Origin of the sequence: Roseixanthobacter liquoris, from assembly GCF_043195135.2 — a bacterium.
Lineage (GTDB): Bacteria > Pseudomonadota > Alphaproteobacteria > Rhizobiales > Xanthobacteraceae > NCEH01.
This window is the reverse complement of sequence record NZ_CM195537.1, coordinates 4653309-4679212: the sequence shown is the minus strand read 5'-3', so window position 1 is coordinate 4679212 and position 25904 is coordinate 4653309. Positions and strand designations below refer to the sequence as shown.

At 67.2% G+C, this 25904-nt stretch carries 25 protein-coding genes; 10 read left to right on the top strand and 15 right to left on the bottom strand.

What is annotated here, in order from left to right; all coding sequences use genetic code 11:
• Positions 1–29: 29 nt before the first annotated feature.
• The gene (locus tag V5F84_RS21075) at positions 30–1373 is read left to right on the top strand and encodes a hypothetical protein (RefSeq protein WP_394041762.1); all 1344 of its coding nucleotides are present in this window, start codon (positions 30–32) and stop codon (positions 1371–1373) included.
• Between the two features lie 195 nt (positions 1374–1568).
• Here V5F84_RS21075 and V5F84_RS21070 read toward each other — a convergent pair whose 3' ends face one another.
• From V5F84_RS21070 to V5F84_RS21050, 5 genes are all read right to left on the bottom strand, one after another.
• Positions 1569–2354: a succinate dehydrogenase iron-sulfur subunit gene (locus V5F84_RS21070; protein ID WP_394041763.1), complete on the bottom strand. Its 786-nt coding sequence runs from the start codon at positions 2352–2354 to the stop codon at positions 1569–1571.
• 71 nt (positions 2355–2425) lie between these two features.
• Positions 2426–4264 (bottom strand): succinate dehydrogenase flavoprotein subunit, encoded by a 1839-nt coding sequence (gene sdhA, locus V5F84_RS21065; protein ID WP_394041764.1) that lies wholly within the window; start codon positions 4262–4264, stop codon positions 2426–2428.
• A gap of 1 nt (position 4265) precedes the next feature.
• Positions 4266–4667 (bottom strand): succinate dehydrogenase, hydrophobic membrane anchor protein, encoded by a 402-nt coding sequence (gene sdhD, locus V5F84_RS21060; protein ID WP_394041765.1) that lies wholly within the window; start codon positions 4665–4667, stop codon positions 4266–4268.
• 12 nt (positions 4668–4679) lie between these two features.
• Positions 4680–5081 (bottom strand): succinate dehydrogenase, cytochrome b556 subunit, encoded by a 402-nt coding sequence (gene sdhC, locus V5F84_RS21055; RefSeq protein ID WP_394041766.1) that lies wholly within the window; start codon positions 5079–5081, stop codon positions 4680–4682.
• 441 nt (positions 5082–5522) lie between these two features.
• Positions 5523–6206 carry an OmpW/AlkL family protein gene (locus tag V5F84_RS21050; RefSeq protein ID WP_394041767.1) on the bottom strand — a complete coding sequence of 228 codons (684 nt, stop codon included), beginning with the start codon at positions 6204–6206 and terminating at the stop codon, positions 5523–5525.
• Between the two features lie 306 nt (positions 6207–6512).
• On the opposite strand from V5F84_RS21050, the gene V5F84_RS21045 reads away from it, so the two are divergent.
• A complete protein-coding gene (locus V5F84_RS21045) occupies positions 6513–7664 on the top strand; it encodes a CE1 family esterase (protein WP_394041768.1) in 1152 nt (383 codons plus the stop codon).
• Positions 7665–7768: 104 nt separating this feature from the next.
• Here the strand turns inward: V5F84_RS21045 and oxlT are convergent, their stop codons facing one another.
• Positions 7769–9076 (bottom strand): oxalate/formate MFS antiporter, encoded by a 1308-nt coding sequence (gene oxlT / locus V5F84_RS21040; RefSeq protein ID WP_394041769.1) that lies wholly within the window; start codon positions 9074–9076, stop codon positions 7769–7771.
• A gap of 929 nt (positions 9077–10005) precedes the next feature.
• Complete coding sequence (locus V5F84_RS21035) at positions 10006–11055, bottom strand: MaoC family dehydratase (RefSeq protein WP_394041770.1); 1050 nt, start codon at positions 11053–11055, stop codon at positions 10006–10008.
• Positions 11056–11226: 171 nt separating this feature from the next.
• Here V5F84_RS21035 and V5F84_RS21030 point away from each other — a divergent pair, with 171 nt between their 5' ends.
• On the top strand, positions 11227–12147 hold the full coding sequence (locus V5F84_RS21030) for a cation diffusion facilitator family transporter (protein ID WP_394041771.1): 921 nt from the start codon (positions 11227–11229) through the stop codon (positions 12145–12147).
• Between the two features lie 183 nt (positions 12148–12330).
• Here V5F84_RS21030 and V5F84_RS21025 read toward each other — a convergent pair whose 3' ends face one another.
• The 6 genes from V5F84_RS21025 to V5F84_RS21000 all read right to left on the bottom strand — a co-directional run bounded on the left by V5F84_RS21025 (position 12331) and on the right by V5F84_RS21000 (position 17225).
• Complete coding sequence (locus tag V5F84_RS21025; protein WP_394041773.1) at positions 12331–12903, bottom strand: UbiX family flavin prenyltransferase; 573 nt, start codon at positions 12901–12903, stop codon at positions 12331–12333.
• A complete protein-coding gene (locus V5F84_RS21020) occupies positions 12903–13469 on the bottom strand; it encodes a TIGR02444 family protein (RefSeq protein ID WP_394041774.1) in 567 nt (188 codons plus the stop codon). The genes V5F84_RS21025 and V5F84_RS21020 overlap by 1 nt, the downstream gene beginning before the upstream one ends.
• Positions 13470–13479: 10 nt before the next feature.
• Positions 13480–14262: an ABC transporter permease gene (locus tag V5F84_RS21015; RefSeq protein ID WP_394041775.1), complete on the bottom strand. Its 783-nt coding sequence runs from the start codon at positions 14260–14262 to the stop codon at positions 13480–13482.
• A complete protein-coding gene (locus tag V5F84_RS21010) occupies positions 14259–15044 on the bottom strand; it encodes an ABC transporter ATP-binding protein (protein WP_394041776.1) in 786 nt (261 codons plus the stop codon). Before V5F84_RS21010 ends, V5F84_RS21015 begins: the two co-directional genes overlap by 4 nt.
• 34 nt (positions 15045–15078) lie before the next feature.
• Positions 15079–16479 (bottom strand): UbiD family decarboxylase, encoded by a 1401-nt coding sequence (locus tag V5F84_RS21005; protein WP_394041778.1) that lies wholly within the window; start codon positions 16477–16479, stop codon positions 15079–15081.
• A 290-nt stretch (positions 16480–16769) separates the two neighbouring features.
• A complete protein-coding gene (locus V5F84_RS21000; RefSeq protein WP_394041779.1) occupies positions 16770–17225 on the bottom strand; it encodes a MarR family winged helix-turn-helix transcriptional regulator in 456 nt (151 codons plus the stop codon).
• A gap of 355 nt (positions 17226–17580) precedes the next feature.
• Here V5F84_RS21000 and V5F84_RS20995 point away from each other — a divergent pair, with 355 nt between their 5' ends.
• From V5F84_RS20995 to V5F84_RS20965, 7 genes are all read left to right on the top strand, one after another.
• A complete protein-coding gene (locus V5F84_RS20995; protein WP_394041780.1) occupies positions 17581–18324 on the top strand; it encodes a thermonuclease family protein in 744 nt (247 codons plus the stop codon).
• Positions 18325–18368: 44 nt separating this feature from the next.
• On the top strand, positions 18369–19871 hold the full coding sequence (locus V5F84_RS20990; protein WP_394042109.1) for a M48 family metalloprotease: 1503 nt from the start codon (positions 18369–18371) through the stop codon (positions 19869–19871).
• Positions 19872–20268: 397 nt separating this feature from the next.
• Positions 20269–21969, top strand: coding sequence for a 30S ribosomal protein S1 (gene rpsA / locus V5F84_RS20985; protein WP_394015988.1), 1701 nt, complete (start codon positions 20269–20271; stop codon positions 21967–21969).
• 114 nt (positions 21970–22083) lie between these two features.
• Positions 22084–22302, top strand: coding sequence for a hypothetical protein (locus V5F84_RS20980; RefSeq protein WP_394041781.1), 219 nt, complete (start codon positions 22084–22086; stop codon positions 22300–22302).
• A gap of 144 nt (positions 22303–22446) precedes the next feature.
• On the top strand, positions 22447–23418 hold the full coding sequence (gene sppA / locus V5F84_RS20975; RefSeq protein WP_394041782.1) for a signal peptide peptidase SppA: 972 nt from the start codon (positions 22447–22449) through the stop codon (positions 23416–23418).
• A 120-nt stretch (positions 23419–23538) separates the two neighbouring features.
• Complete coding sequence (gene ihfB, locus V5F84_RS20970) at positions 23539–23823, top strand: integration host factor subunit beta (RefSeq protein ID WP_348846829.1); 285 nt, start codon at positions 23539–23541, stop codon at positions 23821–23823.
• Positions 23824–23831: 8 nt separating this feature from the next.
• Positions 23832–24152: a lipopolysaccharide assembly protein LapA domain-containing protein gene (locus V5F84_RS20965; protein WP_394041783.1), complete on the top strand. Its 321-nt coding sequence runs from the start codon at positions 23832–23834 to the stop codon at positions 24150–24152.
• 24 nt (positions 24153–24176) lie between these two features.
• Here V5F84_RS20965 and cysW read toward each other — a convergent pair whose 3' ends face one another.
• The gene (cysW, locus tag V5F84_RS20960) at positions 24177–25049 is read right to left on the bottom strand and encodes a sulfate ABC transporter permease subunit CysW (protein WP_394041784.1); all 873 of its coding nucleotides are present in this window, start codon (positions 25047–25049) and stop codon (positions 24177–24179) included.
• Positions 25050–25051: 2 nt separating this feature from the next.
• On the bottom strand, positions 25052–25873 hold the full coding sequence (cysT, locus tag V5F84_RS20955; protein ID WP_394041785.1) for a sulfate ABC transporter permease subunit CysT: 822 nt from the start codon (positions 25871–25873) through the stop codon (positions 25052–25054).
• Positions 25874–25904 lie beyond the last annotated feature (31 nt).

The following is a 25904-nucleotide window of genomic DNA, read 5'->3' as shown; positions in this document are numbered from 1 at the left end:
CGGGCCTGCCGGCTGATTCGGAGGCTGAAATGGCGAAGAGCGAAGTGACGAGCGCCGAGGTGAGCAAGATCGCTGCCAGGGCCCTGCGCGACCCCGCGAGCGTGACCCCTGAGGAGATCAAGGCTCTGGCTGCATCCGCGCTGACGCAGGCGCCGGACAAGACGGCCGCCAAATCCCCCGCCAAGACGGCCGCCAAGACCGTTGCTAAGACCGCCGGCAAGTCCGCCCCCAAGCTGGCGGCGACCAAGGCCGCGCCGGCCAAGGCGAAGCCCGCGGTGAGCCCTGCGGTGGCGGCGACGCCCGCCCCGGCTGCCGCGTCCGCCGCGCCGGTTTCCGCACCCGCTAAGATTGTGGCCGCGCCCGCCAAGGCGGCCCGCCCTGCGGCGAAGGCCAAGCCGGCGAAGCAGAATTCGACGACGGCCGCTGCCCAGGTACCGGCATCCAAGGTACCGGCCTCCAAGGTACCGGCGCCCAAGGCGAAGGCGACCGCTTCCGAGGCGGCGGTGTCCAATCCGGTCGCGGCCGCCCCCGCCGCTGCGCCGGCGCCCGCCGCGTCCAAGGCCAAGACGGTCACGCGCAAGACAGTCGCGACCAAGACGGTCGATGCCAAGCCGGCGGTGGCCAAGACGGCGGTGTCGAAGACGGTCAAGGCCAAACCGGCGGTGGCCAAGGCGGCGCCGGTGAAATCTTCCGCCGCGAAGGCTTCCGTTGCGGTCGCGCCCGCGGTCGCGCCCGTGCCGGCCCCCGCCGCGAAGGCCAAGGCCGCGAAGGGCAAGCCCGCGAAAGACAAGGCGGCCAAGCCCGCCGCCCCCGCGCCGGTCGCGGAAGCGCCCGTCCCCTCGGCACCGGTGACCGCCGCGCCGGCGAAGGTCGCCAAAGCCAAGGCGGCTGCTCCCAAAACCGCTGCCGCTGCCAAAACCGATGCTGCTCCCAAGGCAGCCACGCCGAAGGCTGCCGCCGCCGCGCCGGCGACGTCGGTTCCGGCCAAGGTCAACGGCGCCAAGGTGCCGGCGGCGAAAGCTTCCGCCGCCAAGGCTCCCGCGTCCAAGGCTCCCGCGTCCAAGGCGGCTGTCTCCAAGGCGGCTGTGTCCAAAGCTCCAGCGGCCGCTGTCGCTGCCCCCGTCGGGGCGGTGGAAGCCGCGCCCGCCGCTGCGCCGGCTCCGGCCGCCCCCAAGAGTGCGCCCCCCAAGAGTGCGCCCCCCAAGAGTGCGCCCCCCAAGAGTGCGCCCCCCAAGAGTGCGCCCGCCAAGAGTGCGCCCGCCAAGAAGGCCGCGCCCAAGGACGCTGCTGCCAAGGCCGCCGCTCCGAAAGCCGCGGCCCCCAAGAGCGCCCCGGCCGCGAAGGCCTCCAAGAACGCACCCAAGAAGGATTGAGGTGCGGGCCAGCGGTTGCTCCCTCCAAGGGGGCTTCCTCAGGGCGCTGGCAATGGCCGAGGGGCGCCGCCGCCGCCTCGGGCTGCCGGGGGACCCTATCCCCCAAGACAATAAAAAACGCGCGGCTCGCACCGCGCGTTTTTTTGTCCGAACGACTGAACGTGGGCCCCGGCGGACGAAGCCCCGGCGCCAGGATCAGATCTGGCGTTCCACCATCATCTTCTTGATTTCGGCGATCGCCTTGGCCGGGTTCAGCCCCTTGGGGCAGGCCTGGGCGCAGTTCATGATGGTGTGGCAGCGATAGAGGCGGAAGGGATCTTCCAGATTGTCCAGGCGCGAGCCGGTGCGCTCGTCGCGGCTGTCGGAGAGCCAGCGATGGGCCTGGAGCAGGGCGGCGGGGCCGAGATAGCGGTCGCCGTTCCACCAATAGCTCGGGCAGGAAGTGGAGCAGCAGGCGCACAGGATGCACTCATAGAGCCCGTCCAGGCGCTCGCGATCGTCCTTGGACTGGCGCCATTCCTTCTCCGGCGCGGCGGTGTCGGTCTGCAGCCAGGGCTCGATGGAGGCATGCTGCGCGTAGAAGCGGGTGAGATCGGGAACGAGGTCCTTCACCACTTCCATGTGCGGCAGCGGATAGACCTTCACCACGCCCTTCACCAGCACCTCGTCCATGCCCTTGGTGCAGGCGAGCGTGTTGGTGCCGCCGATATTCATGGCGCACGAGCCGCACACGCCCTCGCGGCAGGAGCGGCGGAAGGTCAGCGTCGGGTCGATCTTGTTCTTGATGTAGATCAGACCGTCGAGGACCATGGGGCCGCAATCCTCGCGATCGACATAGAAGGTGTCGAGGCGCGGATTGCGTCCGTCGTCCGGGTTCCAGCGATAGATGTGGAATTCCGTGACCTTCTTCGCGCTGGCGGGCTTCGGCCACACCTTGCCCTTGGTGATCTGCGAATTCTTGGGAAGGCTGAGCTCAACCATGGGTCATCCTGCTTCACGAGAGCGGCTGCGCCGCCCGTCCGGAACCTCGCGATGAGGGGCGCGGGCGCCCCTCAGTAAACCCGCTTCTTCGGCTCGATATACTGGATGTCGTTCGACAGCGTGTAGGTGTGGACCGGACGGTCGTCCAGGCGCACCTGACCGCTCGCCGTGTCGAGATAGGCGAGGGTGTGCTTCATCCAATTGTGGTCGTCGCGATCCGGGAAATCCTCGCGCGCATGAGCGCCGCGGCTTTCCTGGCGATTGGCGGCGCTTTCCATGGTGACGACCGCCTGGGCAATCAGGTTGTCGTACTCCAGGGTTTCCACCAGGTCGGAATTCCACACCAGCGACCGGTCGGTCACGCCGATGTCCGACGTCGCGTTGAACACGTCGTGGATCAGCTTGCTGCCCTCGGCGAGAATCTCGCCGGTGCGGAACACCGCGCAATTGTTCTGCATCACCCGCTGCATGCGGCCGCGCAGCTCGGCGGTGGCCGTGGAGCCCTTGGCGTTGCGGAAATGATCGAGGCGGGAGAGCGCGAGGTCGGCGCTATCGGCCGGCAGCTCGCGCTGCTTCTCGCCGGGGCGCACCGTCTCCGCCGCGCGCAGGGCGGCGGCGCGGCCGAACACCACGAGGTCGATCAGCGAGTTCGAGCCCAGGCGATTGGCGCCGTGCACGGAGACGCAGGCCGCTTCGCCGATGGCCATCAGGCCGGGCACCACGGTGTCCGGGTCGCCGTGCGCCTTGTTCAGCACTTCGCCATGATAGTTCGTGGGAATGCCGCCCATGTTGTAGTGCACGGTCGGGATGATCGGGATCGGCTCGCGCGTCAGGTCGACGCCGGCGAAGATCTTGGCGCTTTCCGAGATGCCGGGCAGGCGCTCGTGCAGGATCGCCGGGTCGAGATGGTCGAGGTGCAGGAAGGCGTGGTCCTTGTTCTTGCCGACGCCGCGTCCCTCGCGGATCTCCATGGTGATGGAGCGGGACACCACGTCGCGCGAGGCGAGGTCCTTCGCCGAGGGGGCGTAGCGCTCCATGAAGCGCTCGCCCTCGGAATTGGTGAGATAGCCGCCTTCGCCGCGCGCGCCCTCGGTGATCAGGCAGCCCGAGCCGTAGATGCCGGTGGGGTGGAACTGCACGAATTCCATGTCCTGCAGCGGCAGGCCGGCGCGCAGCACCATGGCGTTGCCGTCGCCGGTGCAGGTGTGGGCGGAGGTGGCGGAGAAATAGGCGCGGCCATAGCCGCCGGTGGCGAGCACCGTGGTGTGGGCGCGGAAGCGGTGAATGGTGCCGTCATCGAGCTTCAGGGCGATCACGCCGCGGCAGCGGCCGTCCTCGTCCATGATCAGGTCGATGGCGAAGAATTCGATGAAGAATTCCGCCTTGTGCTTCAGCGCCGCGCCATAGAGCGTGTGCAGCATGGCGTGGCCGGTGCGGTCGGCGGCGGCGCAGGTGCGCTGGGCGGTGCCCTTGCCGAAATGCGTGGTCATGCCGCCGAACGGGCGCTGGTAGATCTTGCCGTCCTCGGTGCGGGAGAAGGGCACGCCCCAATGCTCCAGCTCATAGACGGCGGCGGGCGCGTTGCGCACCAGATATTCGATGGCGTCCTGGTCGCCCAGCCAGTCCGACCCCTTGACGGTGTCGTACATGTGCCATTCCCACTTGTCCTCGCCCATGTTGGAGAGCGAGGCGGCGACGCCGCCCTGGGCCGCCACGGTGTGGGAGCGGGTGGGGAACACCTTGGTGATGCAGGCGGTGCGCAGGCCGGCTTCCGAGCAGCCGACGACCGCGCGCAGGCCGGCGCCGCCGGCGCCCACGACGATCACGTCATAGGTGTGGTCGATGATCGGATAGGCCGCGCCGTTGATGCCGGGGGCGGCTGAGCCGTTGGTTCCGTTGGTTTCGGCCATGTCAGCCTCCCAGGCTGATCTTGAGCACGGCGAACGCACCGGCGAGGCCGACCGCAACCGTGAAGAAGGTGTTGGCGATGATGCAGAGCACCTTCGCGCCTTCGTTATGGACATAATCCTCGATCACCACCTGCATGCCGATGCGCATGTGGGTGGTGACGGAGAGCAGGGTCAGCAGGATGATGACCGCGATCACCGGGCTGCCGAGGGCGGCGCGCACGGTGGCGTAGCTCTCGCCGGCAAGCGAGATGACGATCACGATGAAAGCGATCGCCAGCAGCAGGTTGGCGAGGCCGGTGACCCGCTGCACGAAGAAATGGTCCGTGCCGGAGCGGGCGGAGCCGAGCCCGCGCACGCGCCCGAGCGGCGTGCGCATGGGGGAATGGGCCTTGGGACTGTGCATGATGCTGTCTCCTCAGCCCTTGACCGCAAGGCCGATCGCCCACACCACCAGGGTGAGGACGATGGAGCCCGCGAGCGTCGCCTTGGCGAGCAGCACGCGCTCGTTCGGGCCGAAGCCGATGATGAAATCCCACATGAAGTGGCGCACGCCGCCGAGCGCGTGGTGAATCAGCGCCCAGGTGAAGCCGAGCAGCACGAGCCGCCCGATCCAGGAGCCGGCCACGGCGGCGAAGGTGCCGTAGGCGTCGGGCGAGCCGGCCGCGGCCAGAAGCCACCACACCAGCAGGACGGTGCCAAAATACAGCGCGCAACCGGTGATGCGGTGCACGATGGACATCACCATCGTGAAGAGCGGTCGGTAGATCTGTAGATGGGGAGAGAGCGGGCGCTCGATACGCAGCGGGCTGTCGGCCATGGGCCTCCTCCGAAAATCGAACGATCAGGTATCTCAATCGTTGGCAGTTCGCAACGATTCCAAAGGAGAGTATGCGCGCCTTTGCCGAAAATGACGCAGCGCAAATCATTCCACGCGACGCGGGCGGGGCCGGGTCGTCCGGTGCGCCGCCCACAGGTGTCCACGCGGGCTGCATCTTGGGAATGCGGTCCGGCGGATCCGGCGGCGATGCTAGTCCGGATCGCCCCGGGAGCGCCAGAGCGGCGGAGCAAAAGAGAAGACGTTGCAATGCAAAAAATGCAGGGGTCCGGCAAATACGGGGGGCCGGCAAATGCAGGGGTCCGGCAAATGCAGCGGTCCGACGGCGCGCCGCGCCGGGCATAAAAAAAGCGCGGGACGAATCCCGCGCTCAGGTTCCTGGCTGTACGCCCCGGCCGACGGACGCGGCCGGCGGCGCGGTCGTCAGAAGCGGTAGGTCACGCCCGCGCCGATCAGCCAGGGATTGAGGTTGGCGGTGCCGGTCAGCGGCAGGGCGCCCGGAGCGGTGGTGATGGTGAAGTCGGGCTCCAGGAAGAGCTTCTTCACGTCGACGTTCAGGCCCCAATGCTTGTCGATCATATAGTCGAAGCCGACCTGGAGCGCCCAGCCGAGCGTGTTCTTCACGTCCAGCGAGTTCACGTCCTTGGCGTCCTGGTCGAAGAACATCGTGTAGTTGATGCCGGCGCCCACATAGGGCTTGAACGGGCCGAAATCGGTGAAGTGATATTGCAGCAAGAGGGTCGGCGGCAGCAGCCACACGCGGCCCACATTGGTGCCGTTCAGCGAACCCTGGCCGTAGATATTGTGCGGCGTCACGCCGAGGATCAGTTCAGCCGCGATGTTCTTCGTGAAGAAATAGCTGATGTCCAGTTCCGGCACGACCGAGTCCGAATAGGACAGGTCGGAGAAGGGGACGTTGTTCACATGGCCGCTGTCGTTGGGCAGCACGGCGAGCGCCCGCAGGCGGATCATCCAGGGGCTCTGCTCGACCACCGGAGCAACCGGCGCCTTCACCGGCGTATAAAGGTCCGCCGCATTGGCGCCCGTGGTAGCGACCAGCGCCGCCAGACCTGCGAGGGCCGCGCGGCCCCAATTCCCCATACCCATCGTGACAGCCCCTGTTAAGAATCCGTAACGAGAGGGTTGACCCTAAGGCGGGCGGCGGATTTGAGCCAGATCAAAAATCGGTGTTCGGGGCTGGCGCCGCCCTGTTGCCGTGGCTTTTTGGCAACAATTTGTGGGGGTTTTATAATACCGTGATTCGGGCTTGAAGCGCCCTGCGACGCCGAAAAATCGCGGCGACGCCTGGAGCCGCGCCGCCCTTCGGTGTCTAAGGGGGCGGGGCACGGCACGAGGTGAAGCGGCGTCGCGCGCAAGAGGGCTCTTGGCGCGCGGGCGGCAGGGAATGAATGAATGCGGTGTGGGTCCGCGGCGCTGTGGCCGCTTTTGAGCTTCGATGGGGCATCGCGCCGGATCTGCGGCGCGCTGGTGGGGGTGGGGCTGCTGGTGGCGTCCGGCCTGCCCGCCCTGGCGCAGAACGACGTGCGCGAGCGCAGCATGCAGGTGGGCGAGGAGAAGCGCACCTTTCTCCTGTCGCGGCCGGCGGGCGTCGCGGGCCCGCGCCCCACCATCATCGCCCTGCATGGGGCGGCGCAGACCTCCGCGAGCTTCAAGGGTTATTTCGGCCTGGAGCCCACCGCCGCGCGGGAGGGCCTGGTGGTGGCCTATCCGCAGGGCATCGGCCGGGTGTGGGATGATTCGCGCCCGGCGGCCATGCGCCTGAAGGCGGCGCTGCGCCCCGGCGAGGACGTGCCGTTCCTGCTGATGCTGGCGCAGTCCCTGGTGGCGGAAGGCATCGCCGATCCCAACCGCATCTATCTCGTCGGCATCTCCAACGGCGGCTTCATGGTGGAGCGCATGGCCTGCGAGCATGCCGAGACCTTCGCCGCCTATGCCGTGATCATGGCCACCGCCCCCGCCAATGTGCGCGAGACCTGCCGTCCGGCGCGGGCGGTGCCCATCATGTTCATCCACGGCACGGCGGACCCGGTGATTTCCTGGGACGGCTTCTGGACCCCGCTCGGGGCGACGCTCTCCGCGCCGGACAGCGCGGCGCTATTCGCCAAGGCCGATGGCTGCGGCGGCGCGCAGGTGACCGAGCTGCCGGACCTCGCGCCGTTCGACGGCACCCGCATTTCCGTGCGCCGGTGGGAGGGCTGCCGCGAGAATGCGGAGGTGGCGCTTTATCGCGTGGAGCGCGGCGGCCACCAGCCGCCGGCCCGGGTCGAGACCACCGGCGAACTGGCCCAGCCGTTTCTCGGCCTGCGCAGCCAGGACATGGATTCGGGCGAAGAGATCTGGGCCTTTTTCTCCCGCTTCTCCCTCGCGCCGGTCCCGCTGGCGGGCGCCCCCGCCGCGGGCCTGCCCCCGGTGCCCGGCGCCGTCGGGGCTCACCCGGCGCCGGCGCCGGTTTTGCCCGCCGGAGCGGCCGGGCGGCACGACGTGCCCTTGCCCATGCCGTCGCCGGTCAAGAGTTCGCAGGCCGTCCGGCCCGTCGCGCCCTAGCGGTCTTTTGACATGAAAAAGGCCGGCGCGGGCCGGCCTTTCGAATCAGTGACCGGCTCGCCGGTCGGGAGCAAGGGGACCGGGCGTGCCGGTCCCCGTCTTCCTCAGGGCGCGGTGCGCTCGGTGGCGAAAGCCTTCGGCGCCGTATCGTCCTTCGTCGCGGTGCGGGCGAAGATGCGCGCGCGCCAGGGCTTCAGGATGAACATGGCGAGGAAGGCGGCGGTGAGGTTCAGCCCCACCGAGATGGCGAACACCATGGACCAGCCATAGGCGGCGGCGACGATGCTCGCGGCCGGCACCAGCAGCGCGGCGGTGCCCTTCGCGGTATAGAGCATGCCCGCGTTGGTGGAGGCATACTTGGAGCCGAACGTATCGCCGCAGGTGGCGGGGAACAGCGAGTAGATCTCGCCGAACACGCCGAAGAACAGCGCCGAGAAGATCACGAACACATACGGGTTGTGGCCGTTGTACACCAGCATCAGCAGCGAGCCGGCGGCGATCGTGAAGGCGATGAACATGGTGTTCTCACGGCCGATGCGGTCCGAGACCCAGCCGAAGAACGGACGCCCGAAGCCATCCAGGATGCGATCGAGCGAGATGGCGAAGGTCAGCGCCGCCATGGTGACGCCGAACAGGCTCACCGGCACGTCGGCGACCTTGAAGTCGTGGGCGATGGGGCCGATCTGCGCCGCCGCCATCAGGCCGCCGGCCGCGACCATCACGAACATGGCGTAGAGCAGCCAGAAGATCGGGCGGCCCAGGGTCTCGCGCGGGGTGTATTCCACCGCGCTCTGAACCACCCGGCTCTTCTTCGGCGCGGGGCCCATGGAGCCGTGCGGATGGCGCAGCAGGAACGACAGCACCAGCACGATGGCGCCCTGGCCGATGCCGAAATAGAAGAAGGCGGCCTGGTAGCCGCTGGTCTGGATCATGTGGGCGATGGGCATGACGGTGAGGGCCGCGCCCGCGCCGAAGCCGGCGGCGGTGATGCCGGCCGCAAGGCCGCGATTATGCGGGAACCATTTCAGCGCGTTACCGACGCAGGTGCCGTACACCGAGCCGGCGCCGATGCCGGCCATGACCGCGCCCGTGTAGAGCATGGCGAGCGAGGTGGCGTAGGAATTCATCACCCAGGCGCCGGCGATCATGATGCCGCCGAAGGCCACCACGAGGCGCGGGCCGTAGCGATCCACGAACCAGGCCTCCACCGGCACCAGCCAGGTTTCGGTGAGCACGAAGATGGTGAAGGCCGTCTGGATGGCGGGGCGGCCCCAATGGTGCTCGGCCTCGATCGGATCGACGAACAGCGTCCACCCGTATTGGAGATTGGCGATCATCGCCATGCAGATCACGCCGCAGGCGAGCTGAAACCAGCGCTGCGTCGCGAGTTTGGACTGTTCGGCTTGAACCATGGCTATCCTCGTTCGTTTCCTCTTGGGCGGCCATTCTGGGTGGCCTTAGGAACCCGTCCGCCCGCACTCTGGGGTTTGGAATTCACCCGCGCGGCGCGCGGTCATCGCTTGATCCTGTCGGACGTGACGTCCTGCCGATTCCGGCTTCCCTTGGCGTCGGTATTTGGCATGCCAGATACGCAGAGGCCGGAGCACAGCAGACGCCGCGCCGTCTTGCAAGTCGTGCCGTTAGGAAATGTGCCTTTGGATCAATAGCTTACCTAAGGGCCGCACGTTGCGGCATGCCGCAGGGTCTTCCCTAGCGAGACGAGCTTGCGTGAACCTTTCGCAAAGCAGCATTCCGCCTCGCGGATGCGCAGCGCGGGTCGGACCCGCTCCCCGGGCGGAGGGCGCGAATTGCCCTAAGGGCAAAGCAAAAAGGACGACAGCTCTGTGACTTATCCATCCGCCAGGGAAGGCGGCCCAGGTTCGCGCCTTTAGCTGCGCTGCACGCGCAGGCGTGGTGCATTGCAACCTGTTCCCATGAGGGAGCCGTGAGGGGCGGGGTCAGGACACAATTGCGCGATGGGCGTCATTGCGCCGCAGTTCGCCTCTGGGGAAGGCGGCGAAACGGGCCGCTATCCGGGTCGATTCCAGATACCGGGCGCTGCTGCTGGGTCCCTTGCGCCTCGGCGGGAGCGGGCGGGGAGCCCCGGGCTGGGACGGTCGACCTTCCTCGCTTGAGCCCCGTGCCGATGCCGCTGGCACGCACCACGTGCTTTCGCGCATCCGGCCGCGGCGTCATGACCGGGACGCGCCCGGCCATGACGCCGGTAAAGGACCGGCAAAGGTGAAGGACCGGCAAAGGTAAAGGCGCGGCAAAGCCGGGACCTGCTGTCAGGTGCCTCGACGCGGCCGCTGCGCGCCATCCTGCGAAATGACGCGCGGACCTAGCGCGGAATGAGCACCCAATAGTCCAGGTCGAGGATGACGCTCGGGTCGTAATCCTCGCCGTCCTTCAGCGGGAAGTCGGTGCAGGGATTGTCCTTGGTGGCGATGGTGCGCACGCGCAGCGCGCCCACGTCGTCGCGGCCCGAGACTTCCGCCGTGTCGAGGATCTCGCTCCAGGCGAACACGGTGAGCTCCGCGAACAAGGGCGAGACATGGCGCCCGCCATTGATGGCGGCCACGTGGAAGGCATTGGCGAGGCCGTTGAAGGACAGGGCTCGGGCGATGGAGATCACATGCCCGCCATAGATCAGGCGGCGGCCGAAACGGCCCTGGCCCTCGGTGAACTGGTTGAAATGCACCTTCGCGGTGTTCTGGTAGAGGCGGGTGGCGATCATATGCTCGGCTTCCTCAACCGTGGAGCCGTCCACATGGTCGATGCGCTCGCCGATCTCATAGTCGGAGAAACGATAGGGCGAGCCGGAAAGGTCGTCGCGCCAGCCTTCCAGGTCCAGCGGCGGCACGGCGTCGCCGAGCGCGTCGGGGGCGAGGGCGGCGGGCAGGACGGGAATCAGCGTCTCCTGCGCCTGGGCGCGCGGGTCGCGCTTGCGCACCATCACCCAGCGCACATAGTCCAGCACCTCGACGCCGTCCTGGTTGAAGCCGGTGGAGCGCACATAGACCACGCCGCTCTGCCCGTTGGAATTCTCCCGCAGGCCGATCACCTCGGAGACCGCGTGCAGCGTATCGCCGGGATAGACCGGGGCGAGGAACCGGCCGCCCGCATAGCCGAGATTCGCCACCGCGTTCAGCGAGATGTCCGGCACGGTCTTGCCGAACACGATGTGGAACACCAGCAAATCGTCCACCGGCGCGCGGGGATAGCCGAGGCCCTGGGCGAAGCTGTCGCCCGACTGCACGGCGAAGCGCGAGCCGTAGAGGGCGCTATAGAGGCTGACATCGCCGACCGTCACCGTCCGCGGCGTCGCGTGGCGGATGATCTGGCCGATGGAAAAATCCTCGAAGAAATTGCCCGAATTTGTCTTGGACATGGAGCCCCCCGCGAACAGCGCCCTATGTTGCCCAGCGGGGGTTTGCAGCGCAACGGTCCCGGCGGTTTTCCCGGGTGATTTCGAGCCTTCTCCCGTGCGGCGCGGTGTTGGCGCTTGACGGCGCGGGCTTGCGCGGTCCTCATGCGCCGAGGCGAGCGAAGGGGGCGTTGCGTGTCGGGATCAACCAGCCAGAATCTGTCGTTCCAGGCCATGATTTTCGTGGCCTGCCTGTTCCCCTTCTATGTGCTCGCCGCGACCATGACGAATTCGGCGGCGGTGCTGACCGACCTTCTGGCCACCTCCTTCGATCTCACCTCGCTCACCGCCTGCTGGCTGGTGCTGCGCATCGCCCACAAGGGGAACGCCGGGCGCTATGCCTACGGCCTCGGCAAGCTGGAGAACCTGGCCGAGCTGATGATCGCGGTGCTTCAGGTGGTGCTGGTGATCATCGCCAGTTCGCGTGCCATCATGGGCGTGCTGCATCCCGAGCCGGTGAGCGGCGCCGGCCTCGGCCTCGCGGTGACCTTCGTGGCCGTGGTGGGCAATGGCTATCTGAACCGCAAGGCGGTGCGTCTGGCGCGGGAGACCAAGTCGCCGGTGCTGGCGGCCCAGGCGCGGGTGCATCTGGTCTCGGCCTGCTCCAGCGGCTCGGTGTTCATCGTCACGGTGATCACCTCGGTGTTCGACGAGATCGCCTGGGTGGCGTATCTCGATCCGGCGGCATCCTTCGTGGTGATCGCCTTCATGCTGTACAACATCTTCGAAATGCTTACGAATTCGCTCGGCTCGCTACTCGACCAGGCGATCGGCGAAGCCGGCCAGCTGCGCATCCTCAAGGCGCTCACCGCCCATTTCGACGATTTCGAGGAATTGGGCGACATCCGCACCCGCTCCCACGGCGGCAAGATGATGGTGGAGCTGCATCTCGGCTTCGACCCCGCCTGGACGGTGGCCCAGGCGCGCGACGCGGTGGCCGAGCTGTCCGCCTCGGTGCGCGCGGAATTCGCCAAGGCGGGCGACGACGTGGACGTGGCCATCGTGCTGCTGCCGCCCACCGCCCGCTCCTTCTCCGCCGCCATGGGTAGCGTCTAGGACGCGCGTGCCGCGACGGGGTCGGTTTCCCGAACAGGTGCCGAATCCGGGCGAATCCGCACCTTCAAACGCCGAGCCGCCGCGGAGAAGCGCCACGAAACCCCTGTTCGTCTGCGCTAAGCCATTGTTTCACGTGAAACATTTTGGCGGACGCTGGGCGGCGGCCGTGGAATTTCGGGCCTGCTAATCCACGTCCTTGCCGTTCCAGCGCTTGGCCAGGGGCGAGGCGATGCCGAACAGATCGAGCGCCCGCGAAACCGTCTGGGTCACAATGTCGTCCACCGAGGTCGGCCGGTGATAGAAGGCCGGAACGGGCGGCATGATGATGGCGCCGTTGCGGGTCGCCTGGGCCATCAGGTCGATATGCCCGGCATGGAGCGGCGTTTCCCGCAGCAGCAGCACCACCCGCCGCCGCTCCTTCAGGCACACGTCGGCGGCGCGCACCACCAGTTCCTCGTTGAAGCAATTGGCGATGCCGCTCAAGGTCTTGATGGAGCACGGGGCGACCAGCATGCCATCGGTGACGAACGAGCCGGACGACACGCTCGCGCCGATGTCCTTGGGATTGTGCACCTGGTCGGCAAGCGCCTTCACCTCCTCGGGGGTGGTATCGGTTTCCGCGAGCAGCGTGCGCACGCCCGAGGGCGTGAGGATGAGATGGGTTTCCACATCCTCGATCTGGCGCAGGATCTGGAGCGCGCGCACCCCATAGATGGCGCCGGACGCGCCGGTCAGGGCAATGATCAGGCGGCGCATCAGAAGGTCTCGCTGGGAAGGCTGGGCGGGGCGGAGAGGGGCAGCACGCCCGGGTCCTGCGGGGTGAAGCAGGCGGAAAGAATCGCCGCGATGTCCGAGCGCTCCTGCCCATCGGCGCCGCGGCCGGTCGTCAGCGTCACCACCTCCAGCATCGCCGCCCGGGCCAAGGGCTCCGGCGCGGCCGGCGAGGGCGCCGCGGCGAGCGCGCGGGCGAACGCGTCCAGCTCTTCAAGCTCGATGAGTTCCGCTTCGATTTCAACGCCCTGGAGCGTGCCGCGCAGCGCGCCCGTCGTCCCGCTCGGCGCCGGCGAGGGGCCGGTCTTCATGCGGCGGCGCACCGCGCGAAGGGGCACCACGATCTCGCGATGCCACGCGCCGACCCGTTCCTGTGCCGCCGCGGCGGTCTCCGGCGAAAGCTCCCGCCGCAGGCAGGCGCCGAACCAGGCTGCGAACAGCAGCAGGTTCACGTTCAGCGCCGTTTTCTCCTGCAATCTCAGGCAGGCGGCGGCAACGCCCGGGCGGCCGTAGAGGTCCAGCGCGAACGCCTTGAGGGACTGTTCGTTCATCCGCATCGCTTCAGCCACCCGTCGGCGTCGTGGAGGCGACGTCGCGCACCGACCAGGAGGTGAAGCGCCGCTCCCACACGTCGAACAGGGCGTACATGCCGATGCCGAGCCCGCCCACCACGACCAGTGCCGCGAACACCAGCGGCATGTTGAAATTGGAGCTGGCCACCAGCATCACATTGCCGATTCCGGTATTGCCGCCAATGATTTCCGCGATCACGGAGCCGACGAAGGACAAGGTGATGGCGATCTTCAGCGACGCGAAGAAATAGGGCAGGGACCGGGGAATGCCGATCTTCACGATCATGTCCCGCCGCGACCCGCCGAGCGAGCGCATCAGCTCCGTCAGCTCCGGCTCGATGGTGGAGAAGGCCAGCGCGACGTTCGCCACCACCGGGAAGAAGGACAGCATGAAGGCGGTGATGACCGCCGGGATGAACCCGAGCCCGAACCACACCACCAGGATCGGCACCAGCGCGGCCTTGGGCACGCTGTTGAAGGCGACGATCACGGGATAGACCGCGCAATAGGCGAGCCGCGAGGAGCCGACGACAATCCCGAGGGCGAGCCCGAACACCACCGCGATGCCGAAGCCGATCACCGTCGTCGTCAGGGTCGACAACCCGTTGGTCATGAGCGGATAGCGATATTGATAGAGCGCCTGGATCGTCTCGCCCGGCGTCGGAAGGATATAGGCCTTCACGTCGAACACCACGATCACCAGCCACCAGAGCAGCACCAGGACGAGGGTCGTCACCCACGGGGCGATCCGTTCGAGGGTCTTGGAGCTCATGGGGTTTTCCCCTCGCTGATGGCCTGGCGCAGACCGTGGACGATATCCACGAACGCCGGTTCGAAGGTGGTTTCGAGCGTGCGGGGCCGGGCGATCTCCACGCTCCGGTTCTTGATCAGCCGGCCCGGGCGCGCGGACATCACGTGCACCGTCTGCGCCAGATAGACCGCCTCGCGCAGCTCGTGCGTGACCAGCACGATGGTGCATTTGCGGAACAGCCACAGATCCTGGAGCACCGCCCAGAGGTCTTCCCGCGTGAAGGTATCGAGCGCCGCGAACGGCTCGTCGAGCAGGAGGATCGAGGGCTCGTGGATCAGCGCCCGGCACAATTGGGCGCGCTGCTGCATGCCGCCGGAAAGCTGCCAGGGCATGCGGTCCGCGAAGCCGGTGAGTCCCACCTTCTCCAGCAGGGCGTCCACCTTGGCGCGGTTCTGCTCGCGATCCCGCTTGAGCGTGCGCCGGTGCGGCTCGACGATTTCCAGCGGCAGCATGATGTTGTCGCGGATGGTCCGCCACGGCAGCAGGGTGGCGTTCTGGAACGCCATGCCGACGGTCTTGAGCGGCTCTGTGACCGCGCGCCCGGAGACGCGCACCTGCCCCGCGCTCGGCTTCACGAGACCCGCGATCAGCTTGAGCAGGGTGGACTTGCCACACCCGCTCGGCCCCACCAGGGCGACGAATTCGCCGAGCTCGATGTCGAGGCTGGCACCGGAAACCGCCAGGGTTCCCGAGGCCGACGACCCGTACCTGAGATCGACGTTCCTGATTTCAATAAAGCTCATCCGACTTCGACCTTCGATCGCCGCGCCCGCACGACTAACCCTGGATCTTCACCCCGGCACCTTCGAGGATAGCGCGGGCGCGGGCCCGGTCGCCCTCCGAAATCACGAGCCGCTCTGCAAAATCGCGGCCGGACGGCCGGGTCGCGTCGATGCCCATCTTGGTCAAGGTGAAGTTCTCGGGATCGGAACTCGGATCCAGAATGGCGCCCTTGGCGCCGGGAATGAAGAAAATGTCCTTCTCCGCCCGCACCCGGGTGGCAATGGCCCAGAAGACATCGTTCATGTCGAAGATGTCGACGTCGTCATCCACGACGATGACGTATTTCGTGTAGAGCTCGGTGCCGAGCGTGGCCATGATGGCCATCTGCGCTTCGCCTTCGGCGGTCTTCTTCATCGAGATGATCGCGAGGAAGGCGCCGCAGGTGGAGTGCGGCACGTGCACGGCCTGCACGTTCGGCAGGTTGCGCTTGAGCGCATTGAGGATCTCGCCCTCCCGCGTCACGCAGGAAATCAGGATGTGATCCTTCGCCATGCCGGACGTGACGCTGTGGAACATGGCGTCGCGGCGCATGCGGATGCGGTGCGCGACGAAGACGTTCTGCGTCGACCGATAGGACGCATAGCCGGTGAACTCGCCGAACGGCCCTTCCGGCTCGTGAACATTCGCGAGGATCTCGCCCTCGATGATCATTTCCGCGCCGGCCGGCACCTCGAGATCGCCGACGCCGCACTTCGCGAGACGATACGGCTCGCCGAACAGGCCGCCGATGATCTCGAACTTCCGCACCTGGGGCGGATAGGCATAGGTCATCGAGCCCATATAGTGCAGCGGATGAATGCCGATGGTGATGGCGACTGGAAGATTCTGGCCCATTTCTTCCGCGCGGCGATGAAACTCATACATGCGGCGGCGCGAATGCAGGGACACGCCGAGCCTGTTCTTGCCGCGGAGCATCAGGCGATGGAATCCGGTGGTGTCGACCCCGGTCTTGGGGTCGCGCGCGGTGAGCTGGCCGGCGGTGATATAGGGCGCGGCGTCCACCGAGAATTGCAGCGGAATCGGCAGCTTGGTCAGATCGATGTCGTCGCCCTCGATCACCACTTCGTTCCAGGGCGCGTTATCGACAATCTCGCAGGGCAGATAATTCTGGCAGCGGTCGCGGAACGCCATCGGCAGTTCGGCCGCCGAGACGCCCAGGCAGGCCGCAAGCAGCTTGCGGTTCGCGGCAATATTCGTGACGCACGGCATGCCCTTGCCGCCCAGGTCCTCGAACACCACCACCGGGCTGCGGCCCGCGCGCTCCAGCTCGAACACCACCGCGGTGGATTCCAGGTCGATGTCGACACGGTCCTTGATGCGCAGGATTTCTTCCGGGAATTGACGTTCCACCATGTTCAGGAAGCCGCGAAGGCCCTGCTTGTCCAAAATATCCAAGCTCTGCACAGAACAACCCTTTCGTGGCGGAATATTCGTTTTTATCTCGTCTTCGGCGCGTGATCGCATCACGCGCCGTGTCGAAGCCTGGGCGCGAACGGGCTGCGCCTTCGTTGCCCTTGGGCGTGCGCCCCCCGGTCCGATCGAAAACGCGGCGCGGATCGCCGTGTCGCCATATCGTCAGTAAGCTGACGATAATGACGGGAGCGTGCCTCGCTTCGTCTTCATCATTTCGTCAGTGTGCTGATGAACTAAACGGGCGTCAATGCGATTTTTTAGGCGAAAGCTGCCTACAAAGTGCGCAGCAGGGCGCGTCCTTCATCATTGTTGGATTCCACCAGCAGCGTCAGCTGGCGGATGAACTGCGCCCGTTCCTCCGTCGGCAGGGGCGCGATCAGGCGGCTGTGCGCGGTCTCGAGCGCGGCCTGCATTTCGCCCACCATGGCCTCGCCCTGCTCGGTCAGGAAGGCGCGGCGGATGCGCCGGTCGTCCTCGGTCGCCTCGCGCTTGATGAGGCCGCGTTTCTCCAGCCGGGCCAGCACGTTGGAGGTGGTCGTCCGGTCCACCCCGATTTCCGCCGCGAGCGTCGCCTGGTCGAGGCCGGGCTGGATCAGCAGCACCTGCATCACGCTCGATTGAACCGGCGTGGTGCCAAACCGCTCGCATTCCTGGAGATAGATGGCGACATAGATCTGATGCAGGCGCCGGATCAAGAAGCCGGGCCGTTTGAAGAGCCCCTCGGCCATCCGCTTTGCACGTTCCGACACGCTTCACCGCCCTTTTGGCTGCGCATGCCGGAGCATGCCGCGAATCCGCCGTCCCCAATTGATCTGAAAAGGAACCACCTTCCCCGGCCAAAATCCAGGGCCCGCCGCCCGCCGGGAAACGCACCGTAAGAAAGGGTGAAGGCGCAGGGCGGCGCCCGCGCTTGGAGCATCCGACGCGGGAGGGTACACTTAAGGCATCTATTGGAATGGTTCCAAACCAGATCGAGGATCGAAGGCCCTGAGACAAGGCGCGCAGCGGGCGGTTCTGGCAGCAATCCTGGCGGTGCTCTGCGCAGCCCCCGCCGATGCTGCCGGCTGCCCGAAGCTCCGGGCCATGGTTCCCCCCGGACCGGGCGCGACGGGCGAAACCGGCGAGGGCGCCGACGGCGCCTGGCAGGTGGTGACGGACGTGCGCGACGGCGCGCTGCGGCTGTCCGGCGGCCTGCGCCTGGTGCCGAAGGGCGCGGTGTTGCCCACGCGCCTCAGCCCCGAGCCGGAGATTCCCGCCAAGGCGGAGGCCGCGGCGCGTGCCGCTTTGGTCGGCCGCACGCTTCAGCTGGCACCGGGCGAGCAGGACCGATACGGCCGCCGCCTCGCCGATGCGCTGGTTCTCACGCCGGACGGTGCCGTTCCGCTGGCCCAGGCCCTGCTCCAGGCCGGCGCCGCCTATGCCGATCCCGCCTCGGTGCCGGCTTGCGCGGCGGAGTTGCGGGCGGCGGAGGAGCGCGCCCGCGCGGCCCATGCCGGCCTGTGGGCCTCGTCCGCCGCGCGCCTTGATGCCGCCGATATTGCCGCGGTTGCGGAGCATGTCGGCCTGTTCACCCTGGTGGAGGGCCGGGTGCGTGCCGCCAATCACGCCCGGGGCCTGCTCTATCTCAATTTCGGCCCCCGCTGGCGGGAGGACGTGACGGTGACGCTTCCGGCATCCGGTGCTGCCAGAATGTCGCGTGCAGGCCTCGCTCCCGCCATTTTGCCCGGCACTTTTGTGCATGTGCGCGGCGTGGTTAACGAAGAGGGCGGGCCGATGCTCGCCCTGCGGACGGCGGCTGCGCTGGATTTCGAGGAGCATGTGCGTTGACTGGGGTTGGCGGGTTCGGGCCGAGGTCAGAGGGAACCGGGGGGATCTCCGGCACGCGCGTGCTGCGCGCGATCCTGCTTGCCCTGGGCCTGTCCGTGCTGCTGACCGCCTGCGCCGGCATCGACATGGACCGGTTCAGCACCCCGGCCGCCGATGGCGCGGCCCGCGCCGAACTGCCGGAGATGACGCCGGCCCAGAAGCGCGAGCACGAGCGTCTGGTGGCGAGCTACGGCGGCGCCTATGACGATCCGGAATTGAAGGCGCTGATCCAGCAGGTGGTGGAACGCCTCGTGGCGGCCTCCGAGCGGCCGGACCTGCGCTATCGCGTCACCGTGCTGAACTCGCCCGCCATCAATGCCTTCGCCTTGCCGGACGGCTCGCTGTACGTGACGCGCGGCCTGCTGGCGCTGGCCAACGACACCTCCGAACTCTCCTCGGTCCTGTCGCACGAAATGGCCCACGTCATCGCGCGCCATGCCTCCATCCGCGAGGACCAGACCAAGCAGGCGGTGCTCGTGAGCCGCGTGATCTCCGACGTGGTGAACGACCCCGATCTCGGCGCGCTCGCCATGCAGAAGAGCCGCATGTCGCTGGCCAGCTTCTCGCGCGGCCAGGAACTGGAGGCGGATGCCATCGGGGTGGGGATTTCCGCCCGCGCCGGTTTCGATCCGTTCGGCGCCTCGCGCTTCCTCACCGACATGGGCAAGCAGGCGAGCCTGCGCAGCACCGGCGGCGGGCTCGGCGGCATGTCCTCCGCCACGACGCCGGAGATGGACTTCCTCTCCACCCATCCCGCGACGCCCGAGCGCATCTCGATCGCCAATGCCAATGCCCGCCAATATGCCACGCCCAATGGCAGCGGCGCGTCGGGCGCCAGCACCGGCGAGCGCGACAAGGCCGCCTATCTCTCGGCCATCAACGGCATGGTCTATGGCGACGACCCGAAGGAAGGCTTCGTGCGCGGGCGCAAGTTCTTCCATCCCAAGCTCGGCTTCACCTTCGTGGCGCCGGAAGGCTTCTCGCTGGAGAACACCTCCCAGGCGGTGCTCGGCGCCACGGCCTCGGGCTCCGAGGCGCTGCGGCTCGATGCGGTGCGGGTGAACGGCGACCAGTCGCTCGGCCAATATCTCTCCTCCGGCTGGATCGAGGGGGTGGAGATCAATTCGGTGGAGACGCTCACCGTCAACGGCTTCATGGCGGCGACCGCGATCGCGCGGGGCGAGCAATGGTCGTTCCGCATGTTCGCCATCCGCTTCGGCTCGGACGTCTATCGCCTGATCTTCGCCGCGCGGAACCTGACGCCGGAACTGGACGCGCAATTCCGCGAGGCCGCCGACACCTTCCGCCGCGTGGCCAGCGACGAGGCGGAGACGGTGAAGCCGCTGCGCATCCGCGTGGTCTCGGTCGGCCTCGGCGACACCGTGGACAAGATGGCGTCCCGCATGCAGACCCCCGACCGGCCCATGGAGCGCTTCCTGATCCTCAACGGGCTCGATAAGGACGCCAAGCTGCGCTACGGCGACAAGGTGAAGATTGTCACCGACTGATCCCGGCCGACGTGCCGCCGGCGGCACGCACAGCCCAAACCGCGCGAAGTGCGCTGCAATATGCGCGGGTTTCCCCCGGATCGGGCCCGAAAGCCAAGCAAGCCTTGCAAAATAGCCGTTTCTGCACTACGTAAGCCGCGTCCGAGACAGTGACCTTCATGCGAGGGCCGTTCGGGCGGGCCGGGGGCGCGGGATACGCTGCCCTCGAAATGTCGGAGGCAGCCCGCCTTGGCTTTCGCTCGGTGCCTGACCTTGCACACCTCAACCTGCTTCGTATCGCGCGGCCTTTGCGCCGGCCCATCGGCTTTGCCGGTGGCGGTTCGGGTGTCTCCCGGGCCATCCGCACGATACGGGCGTCCATATCAAAGACGCCGGCGCGAGACAGTTCGGAGACTAGATGTCGTTCGCAGAAACCACGCGTGAAGATTTTGCCTCGTTGCTCGACGAGAGCTTCGGCCGCGCCGATTTGCAGGAAGGCGCCGTCGTCAAGGGCATTGTGGTCGCCATCGAGAAGGATCTGGCGATCATCGATATCGGCCTGAAGACGGAAGGCCGCGTTGCCCTTCGTGAATTCGCCGGCCCCGGCCGGGAAGTGCCCATCGCCGTGGGCGATGAGGTCGAGGTGTATCTCGAGCGGGTCGAGAACGCCATGGGCGAAGCCGTTCTCTCGCGCGACAAGGCGCGCCGCGAAGAGAGCTGGGTCAAGCTCGAGAAGGCGTTCACCGCCAATGAGAAGGTCACGGGCGTGATCTTCAACCAGGTCAAGGGCGGCTTCACCGTCGATCTCGACGGCGCGGTGGCCTTCCTGCCCCGCTCGCAGGTCGATATCCGCCCGATCCGCGACGTCGGCCCGCTGATGCACAACCAGCAGCCGTTCCAGATCCTCAAGATGGATCGCCGCCGCGGCAATATCGTCGTGTCCCGCCGCACCGTGCTGGAAGAGACCCGCGCCGAGCAGCGCCACGAACTGGTCCAGAACCTCGAAGAGGGTCAGGCCATCGACGGCGTGGTGAAGAACATCACCGATTACGGCGCGTTCGTTGACCTCGGCGGCATCGACGGCCTGCTGCACGTCACCGACATCGCGTGGCGCCGCGTGAACCACCCCACCGAAGTGCTGAACATCGGCCAGACGGTGAAGGTGAAGATCATCAAGATCAATCACGAGACCCACCGCATCTCGCTCGGCATGAAGCAGCTCCTCGGCGATCCGTGGGAGGGCATCGAGGCCAAGTATCCGGTGGACGCCCGCTTCAAGGGTCGCGTCACCAACATCACCGACTACGGCGCGTTCGTGGAATTGGAGCCGGGCATCGAAGGCCTGATCCACGTTTCCGAAATGTCGTGGACCAAGAAGAACGTCCACCCCGGCAAGATCGTCTCCACTTCGCAGGAAGTCGAAGTGCAGGTGCTCGAGGTGGATCCCGCCAAGCGCCGCATCTCGCTCGGCCTGAAGCAGACGCTTCAGAATCCGTGGGAAGCGTTCGGCGAGAAGTATGCCCCCGGCGCGGTGGTCGAAGGCGAAGTCAAGAACAAGACCGAGTTCGGCCTGTTCCTCGGCCTCGACGGCGACGTGGACGGCATGGTCCATCTCTCCGACCTCGACTGGAACCGTCCCGGCGAGCAGGTGATCGACGAATTCCGCAAGGGCGACGTGGTGAAGGCCATCGTGCTCGACGTGGACGTCGAGAAGGAGCGCATCTCGCTCGGCATCAAGCAGCTCGCGGGCGATCCGTTCGCCGAAGCCGGCGATGTCAAGAAGGGCGCCATCGTCACCTGCGAAGTCACGGACGTGAAGGACGGCGGCATCGAGGTCAAGCTCACCGGCACCGATCTGACCGCTTTCATCAAGCGTTCCGAACTGGCGCGCGAGCGCAACGACCAGCGCCCCGAGCGCTTCTCGGTCGGCGAGAAGATGGACGCCCGCGTCACCCTGTTCGACCGCAAGGCGCGCAAGGTGCAGGTCTCCGTCAAGGCGCTGGAGATCGCCGAGGAGAAGGAAGCCGTGGCCCAGTACGGGTCGCAGGATTCCGGCGCCTCGCTGGGCGACATCCTGGGCGCGGCCCTGCGCCAGCGCGCGGACGACGCCAAGGAGTGATCGGTCGCCCTCGGGCCCCCGCTCCACGAAACGAGAAAGGCCGGCCTCGCGCCGGCCTTTTTTATTGATCGGACGCGTGAGATGCTAGGTTTCAACCTAAGCGGGAAAACCGGCATGCTCGACCGTTATACGAAAATCGTCCTCACCATTATCGCCGTCACCTTGGTGGCCCATCTGGGCGAACGGCTCTTTGGCTCCGCACAGGCGGCGTCCGGCAATTGCGGGAATATCAGCCAGCCCTGCGTGGTGGTCATCGGCGTGCTGGACCAATGGAACAAGCCCGTGCTCTGTCGGGAAGGCGGCACACCCTGCTTCACGGTCGTATCTAAATAGGGTTGGCGGCCCCGCGCCGGTGCCGCGCATTCTTCGTTCATTGCCGCCACGCGCGGCATGGGCCCGCGCCGTTCCCCACGCCTTGCCAATCGCCGGGCGCGGCCTATAAGTGTGCGCTCTCGCGGGGGCGGCAGGAGAAGCGCAATGTCGCTGGACGTGGACCAGATCGTCGATCGCCGCAGATTGCGTCACAAGCTCTCGTTCTGGCGCACCCTGGCGGTGCTGGCCCTGGTCCTCGCCATCGGCGGCGCCACCTATTATGCGGTCGGCCGTGCCGATCTCGACTCCTCGCCCCATGTGGCGCGCATCATCATCGGCGGCATCATCCGCAACGACCGCGACCGGGTGGAGCTGATCGACCGGGTCGCGAAATCCCGCGCCGCGGCGGTGATCCTGTCCATCGACAGCCCCGGCGGCACGGTCACCGGTTCGGAGCAATTGTTCGATGCCCTGCGCCGTCTCGCCGAGAAGAAGCCGGTGGTGGCGGTGGTGGAAGGCATGGCGGCCTCCGGCGCCTATATCGCCGCCATGGGCGCGGACCATATCGTCGCGCGGCGCAATTCCCTGGTCGGCTCCATCGGCGTGATCTTCCAATTTCCCAATGTCACGGACCTGCTGAAGAACGTCGGGGTGAAGATGGAGGACATCAAGTCCTCGCCCCTGAAAGCCGCGCCCAACGGCTACGAGCCGACCAGCCCGGAGGCGCGCGCCGCCATCAATGCGCTGGTGGTGGACAGCTATGATTGGTTCAAGGGCCTCGTGGCGGAACGCCGCGCGCTGTCCGACGCCAGGCTCGCGGCGGTCACCGACGGGCGGGTGTTCACCGGCCATCAGGGGCTGGACCTGCAATTGGTGGACGAGCTGGGCGACGAGCGCACCGCGCGCGCCTGGCTGAGCCGCGAAAAGGGCGTGCCGGAAAACCTGCGCACCCGCACCTGGTCCAGCAAGACCGCGGGCGACGAATTCGGCTGGCTGCGCGGCAGCGCCTCCTGGCTGCTCTCGGCGATCGGCCTGCAAGAGGCGGCGCAGCTTGTGTCGCAGATCGCCCGGGGCGCCCTGGAACGCACTCAGCTTGACGGGTTATTGGCCCTCTGGCACCCTCAGATCGGGTCGTGAAGCCACAGGCCGAACACTCTCCAATCCGCCGCGCCCGCAACCTGGGGACGCGTGAACGAGCCGGCATCCGAACCCGGTTGCAGGCGACCATGGATCGGTCCCGAAGGAAGCTGAGCGGTCATGATTAAGTCCGAGCTGGTCCAGAAGATCGCCGAGGCGAACCCGCACCTTTATCAGCGGGACGTGGAAAACATCGTCAACGCGATCCTGGAGCAGATCGTCTCCGCCCTCGCGCGCGGCGACCGGGTGGAATTGCGCGGCTTCGGCGCCTTCTCCGTGAAGAAGCGCGACGCCCGCACCGGCCGCAACCCGCGCACCGGCAAGCAGGTGGACGTGGACGAGAAGATCGTCCCCTATTTCAAGACCGGCAAGGAGATGCGCGAGCGTCTCAATATCGAGGGATGATTCTGTTCGTGCGACGCTTTCTTTCGCTCCTCATCGGCCTGCCTTTGTGCATCGTCGTGGTGGCCCTGGCGGTTGCCAATCGCAAGATGGTGACGGTCTCCCTGGATCCGTTCAGCCCGGATTCCACCACCCTGGCCGTCACCCTGCCGCTGTTCGCGCTGATCTTCGCAACCCTGATCGCGGGGGTGGTGATCGGCGGCGCCGTGACGTGGCTCGGCCAGAGGCGCTTCCGCAAGGAAGCCAGGCGTGCCCGCAAGATCCTTCCGCCGGAGCCGCCGCGCACCGCCTCCGGCGCGCCGGCGCTGCCCGCCCCGATCCGCAATACCTGATCGCGCAGCCGGGAAGATCGCGGTTCAGTGGCCGACGCCGCGCGGCACGTCCAGCCGGGCGCGTTCGGAATCCAGCCGCTCGATCACCAGCTTCGCCACCAGCGTGAACAGCGCCACCGCCGCCAGCACGGTCGCGGCGGCAAACGCGGCGGCCACCTGGCTGTCCTGGTACAGAAGCTCGATCTGCAACGGCAAGGTGGAGGTCTGGCCGCGGATGTTGCCGGACACGATCGACACCGCGCCGAACTCTCCCATCACCCGCGCATTGCAGAGCGTCGCCCCATAGAGCAGCGCGAAGCGCACGTTCGGCAGCGTGACGGTGCGCAGGATGCGCCAGCCCGAGGCGCCGAGCGTCACCGCGGCCTCTTCCTCCTCGCGGCCCTGGGCCATCATCAGCGGCACGATCTCCCGCGCCACGAAGGGCGCCGTCACGAACAGGCTCGCGAGGATGATCGCGGGAACGGCGAACATGATCTTGATGTCGTGCGCCTGAAGAAACGGTCCCAGCAGCCCCTGCGCACCATAGACGAACAGATAGGCGACGCCCGCGACGATGGGCGAGATGGAGAAGGGCAGCTCGATCACCGCCAGCAGGAGGCCGCGACCGGGAAAGGAGAATTTCGCCACCGTCCAGGCGGCGGCGATGCCGAAGGCCACGTTCACCGGCACGCACACCAGGGCGGCGAACAGGGTGAGCCCCATGGCGTGCAGCGTATCGGGCCGCACCAGGCTTTCGGCGAAGGTGGCCCAGCCGCGCCCGAAGGCTTCCGAGAAGATGGCGGCGAGCGGCGCCAGCAGGACGAACAGGGTGATCGCGAGCACCAGCGACACCAGGATCGCGCGGGTGAGGCGGCCATCGCCCACCCGGCGGCGCACAGCGGAAGCCGGACCGCTCATGCTCAATCCTCCCGGATGGCGCGGCGCTGGTGCCACGCCTGGATGAGATTGATGCTCACCAGCAGCAGGAACGCGAGGCCGAGCATGGTGGCCGCAATGGCGGCGGCGGCGGGGTAGTCGTATTCCTCGATCCGGATGAAGGCGAGCAGGGCGACGATCTCGGTGCGGAACGGCTGGTTGCCGGCGATGAACACCACGGCGCCGAACTCGCCCAGCGAGCGCGCGAACGCCAGCGAGCAGCCGGCGAGGAAAGCCGGGAAGATGGCGGGCAGGATCACGGTCCAGAACACCCGCAGGTCCGAGGCGCCGAGCGTAGTCGCGGCTTCCTCCACGTCGGCGGCGAGGTCCTCCAGCACCGGCTGCACGGTGCGCACTACGAACGGCAGGCTGGTGAAGGCCATGGCACAGGCGATGCCGGCGGGGGCATAGGCCACCTGGATGCCCCACTCCGCCAGCGGGCGGCCGAACCAGCCGTTCTTGGCGAACAAGGCGGTCAGCGCGAGGCCGGCGACCGCAGTGGGCAAAGCGAACGGCACGTCCACCAGGGCATCGAGCCAGCGCTTGCCGGGAAACTCATAGCGCACCAGCACCCAGGCGAGCGCGAGGCCGTAGACCGCATTGAAGGCGGTGGCGGCGGCGGCGGTGGTGAAGGTGACCTGGAAGGATGCCAGCGTGCGCGGCGAGGTGATGATCGCGATATACCTCGCGAACCCCACGTCGCCCGCCTTCAGCAGCAAGGCGGCGATGGGCAGGAGGACGATCAGGCCGAGATAGGTGAGCGTGATGCCGAGCGACAGACGGAAGCCCGGAATGACGCTGAACATGAAAGGTCCTTCTTATCCCGCACGGTGGCCG

Excerpts from the sequence above, each read along its gene's own strand:
- V5F84_RS21025 (WP_394041773.1), bottom strand. The coding sequence starts at position 12,903 with ATGCGCCGCCTGATCATTGCCCTGACCGGCGCGTCCGGCGCCATCTAT.
- V5F84_RS21070 (WP_394041763.1), bottom strand. The coding sequence starts at position 2,354 with ATGGTTGAGCTCAGCCTTCCCAAGAATTCGCAGATCACCAAGGGCAAG.
- V5F84_RS21020 (WP_394041774.1), bottom strand. The coding sequence starts at position 13,469 with ATGAACGAACAGTCCCTCAAGGCGTTCGCGCTGGACCTCTACGGCCGC.
- sdhD (WP_394041765.1), bottom strand. The coding sequence starts at position 4,667 with ATGCACAGTCCCAAGGCCCATTCCCCCATGCGCACGCCGCTCGGGCGC.
- ihfB (WP_348846829.1), top strand. The coding sequence starts at position 23,539 with ATGATTAAGTCCGAGCTGGTCCAGAAGATCGCCGAGGCGAACCCGCAC.
- V5F84_RS21045 (WP_394041768.1), top strand. The coding sequence starts at position 6,513 with ATGCGGTGTGGGTCCGCGGCGCTGTGGCCGCTTTTGAGCTTCGATGGG.
- V5F84_RS21050 (WP_394041767.1), bottom strand. The coding sequence starts at position 6,206 with ATGGGTATGGGGAATTGGGGCCGCGCGGCCCTCGCAGGTCTGGCGGCG.
- rpsA (WP_394015988.1), top strand. The coding sequence starts at position 20,269 with ATGTCGTTCGCAGAAACCACGCGTGAAGATTTTGCCTCGTTGCTCGAC.
- sdhA (WP_394041764.1), bottom strand. The coding sequence starts at position 4,264 with ATGGCCGAAACCAACGGAACCAACGGCTCAGCCGCCCCCGGCATCAAC.
- sppA (WP_394041782.1), top strand. The coding sequence starts at position 22,447 with ATGTCGCTGGACGTGGACCAGATCGTCGATCGCCGCAGATTGCGTCAC.
- V5F84_RS21010 (WP_394041776.1), bottom strand. The coding sequence starts at position 15,044 with ATGAGCTTTATTGAAATCAGGAACGTCGATCTCAGGTACGGGTCGTCG.
- oxlT (WP_394041769.1), bottom strand. The coding sequence starts at position 9,076 with ATGGTTCAAGCCGAACAGTCCAAACTCGCGACGCAGCGCTGGTTTCAG.
- cysW (WP_394041784.1), bottom strand. The coding sequence starts at position 25,049 with ATGAGCGGTCCGGCTTCCGCTGTGCGCCGCCGGGTGGGCGATGGCCGC.
- sdhC (WP_394041766.1), bottom strand. The coding sequence starts at position 5,081 with ATGGCCGACAGCCCGCTGCGTATCGAGCGCCCGCTCTCTCCCCATCTA.
- V5F84_RS21000 (WP_394041779.1), bottom strand. The coding sequence starts at position 17,225 with ATGGCCGAGGGGCTCTTCAAACGGCCCGGCTTCTTGATCCGGCGCCTG.
- V5F84_RS21075 (WP_394041762.1), top strand. The coding sequence starts at position 30 with ATGGCGAAGAGCGAAGTGACGAGCGCCGAGGTGAGCAAGATCGCTGCC.
- V5F84_RS21015 (WP_394041775.1), bottom strand. The coding sequence starts at position 14,262 with ATGAGCTCCAAGACCCTCGAACGGATCGCCCCGTGGGTGACGACCCTC.
- V5F84_RS21035 (WP_394041770.1), bottom strand. The coding sequence starts at position 11,055 with ATGTCCAAGACAAATTCGGGCAATTTCTTCGAGGATTTTTCCATCGGC.
- cysT (WP_394041785.1), bottom strand. The coding sequence starts at position 25,873 with ATGTTCAGCGTCATTCCGGGCTTCCGTCTGTCGCTCGGCATCACGCTC.
- V5F84_RS20980 (WP_394041781.1), top strand. The coding sequence starts at position 22,084 with ATGCTCGACCGTTATACGAAAATCGTCCTCACCATTATCGCCGTCACC.
- V5F84_RS20995 (WP_394041780.1), top strand. The coding sequence starts at position 17,581 with ATGGTTCCCCCCGGACCGGGCGCGACGGGCGAAACCGGCGAGGGCGCC.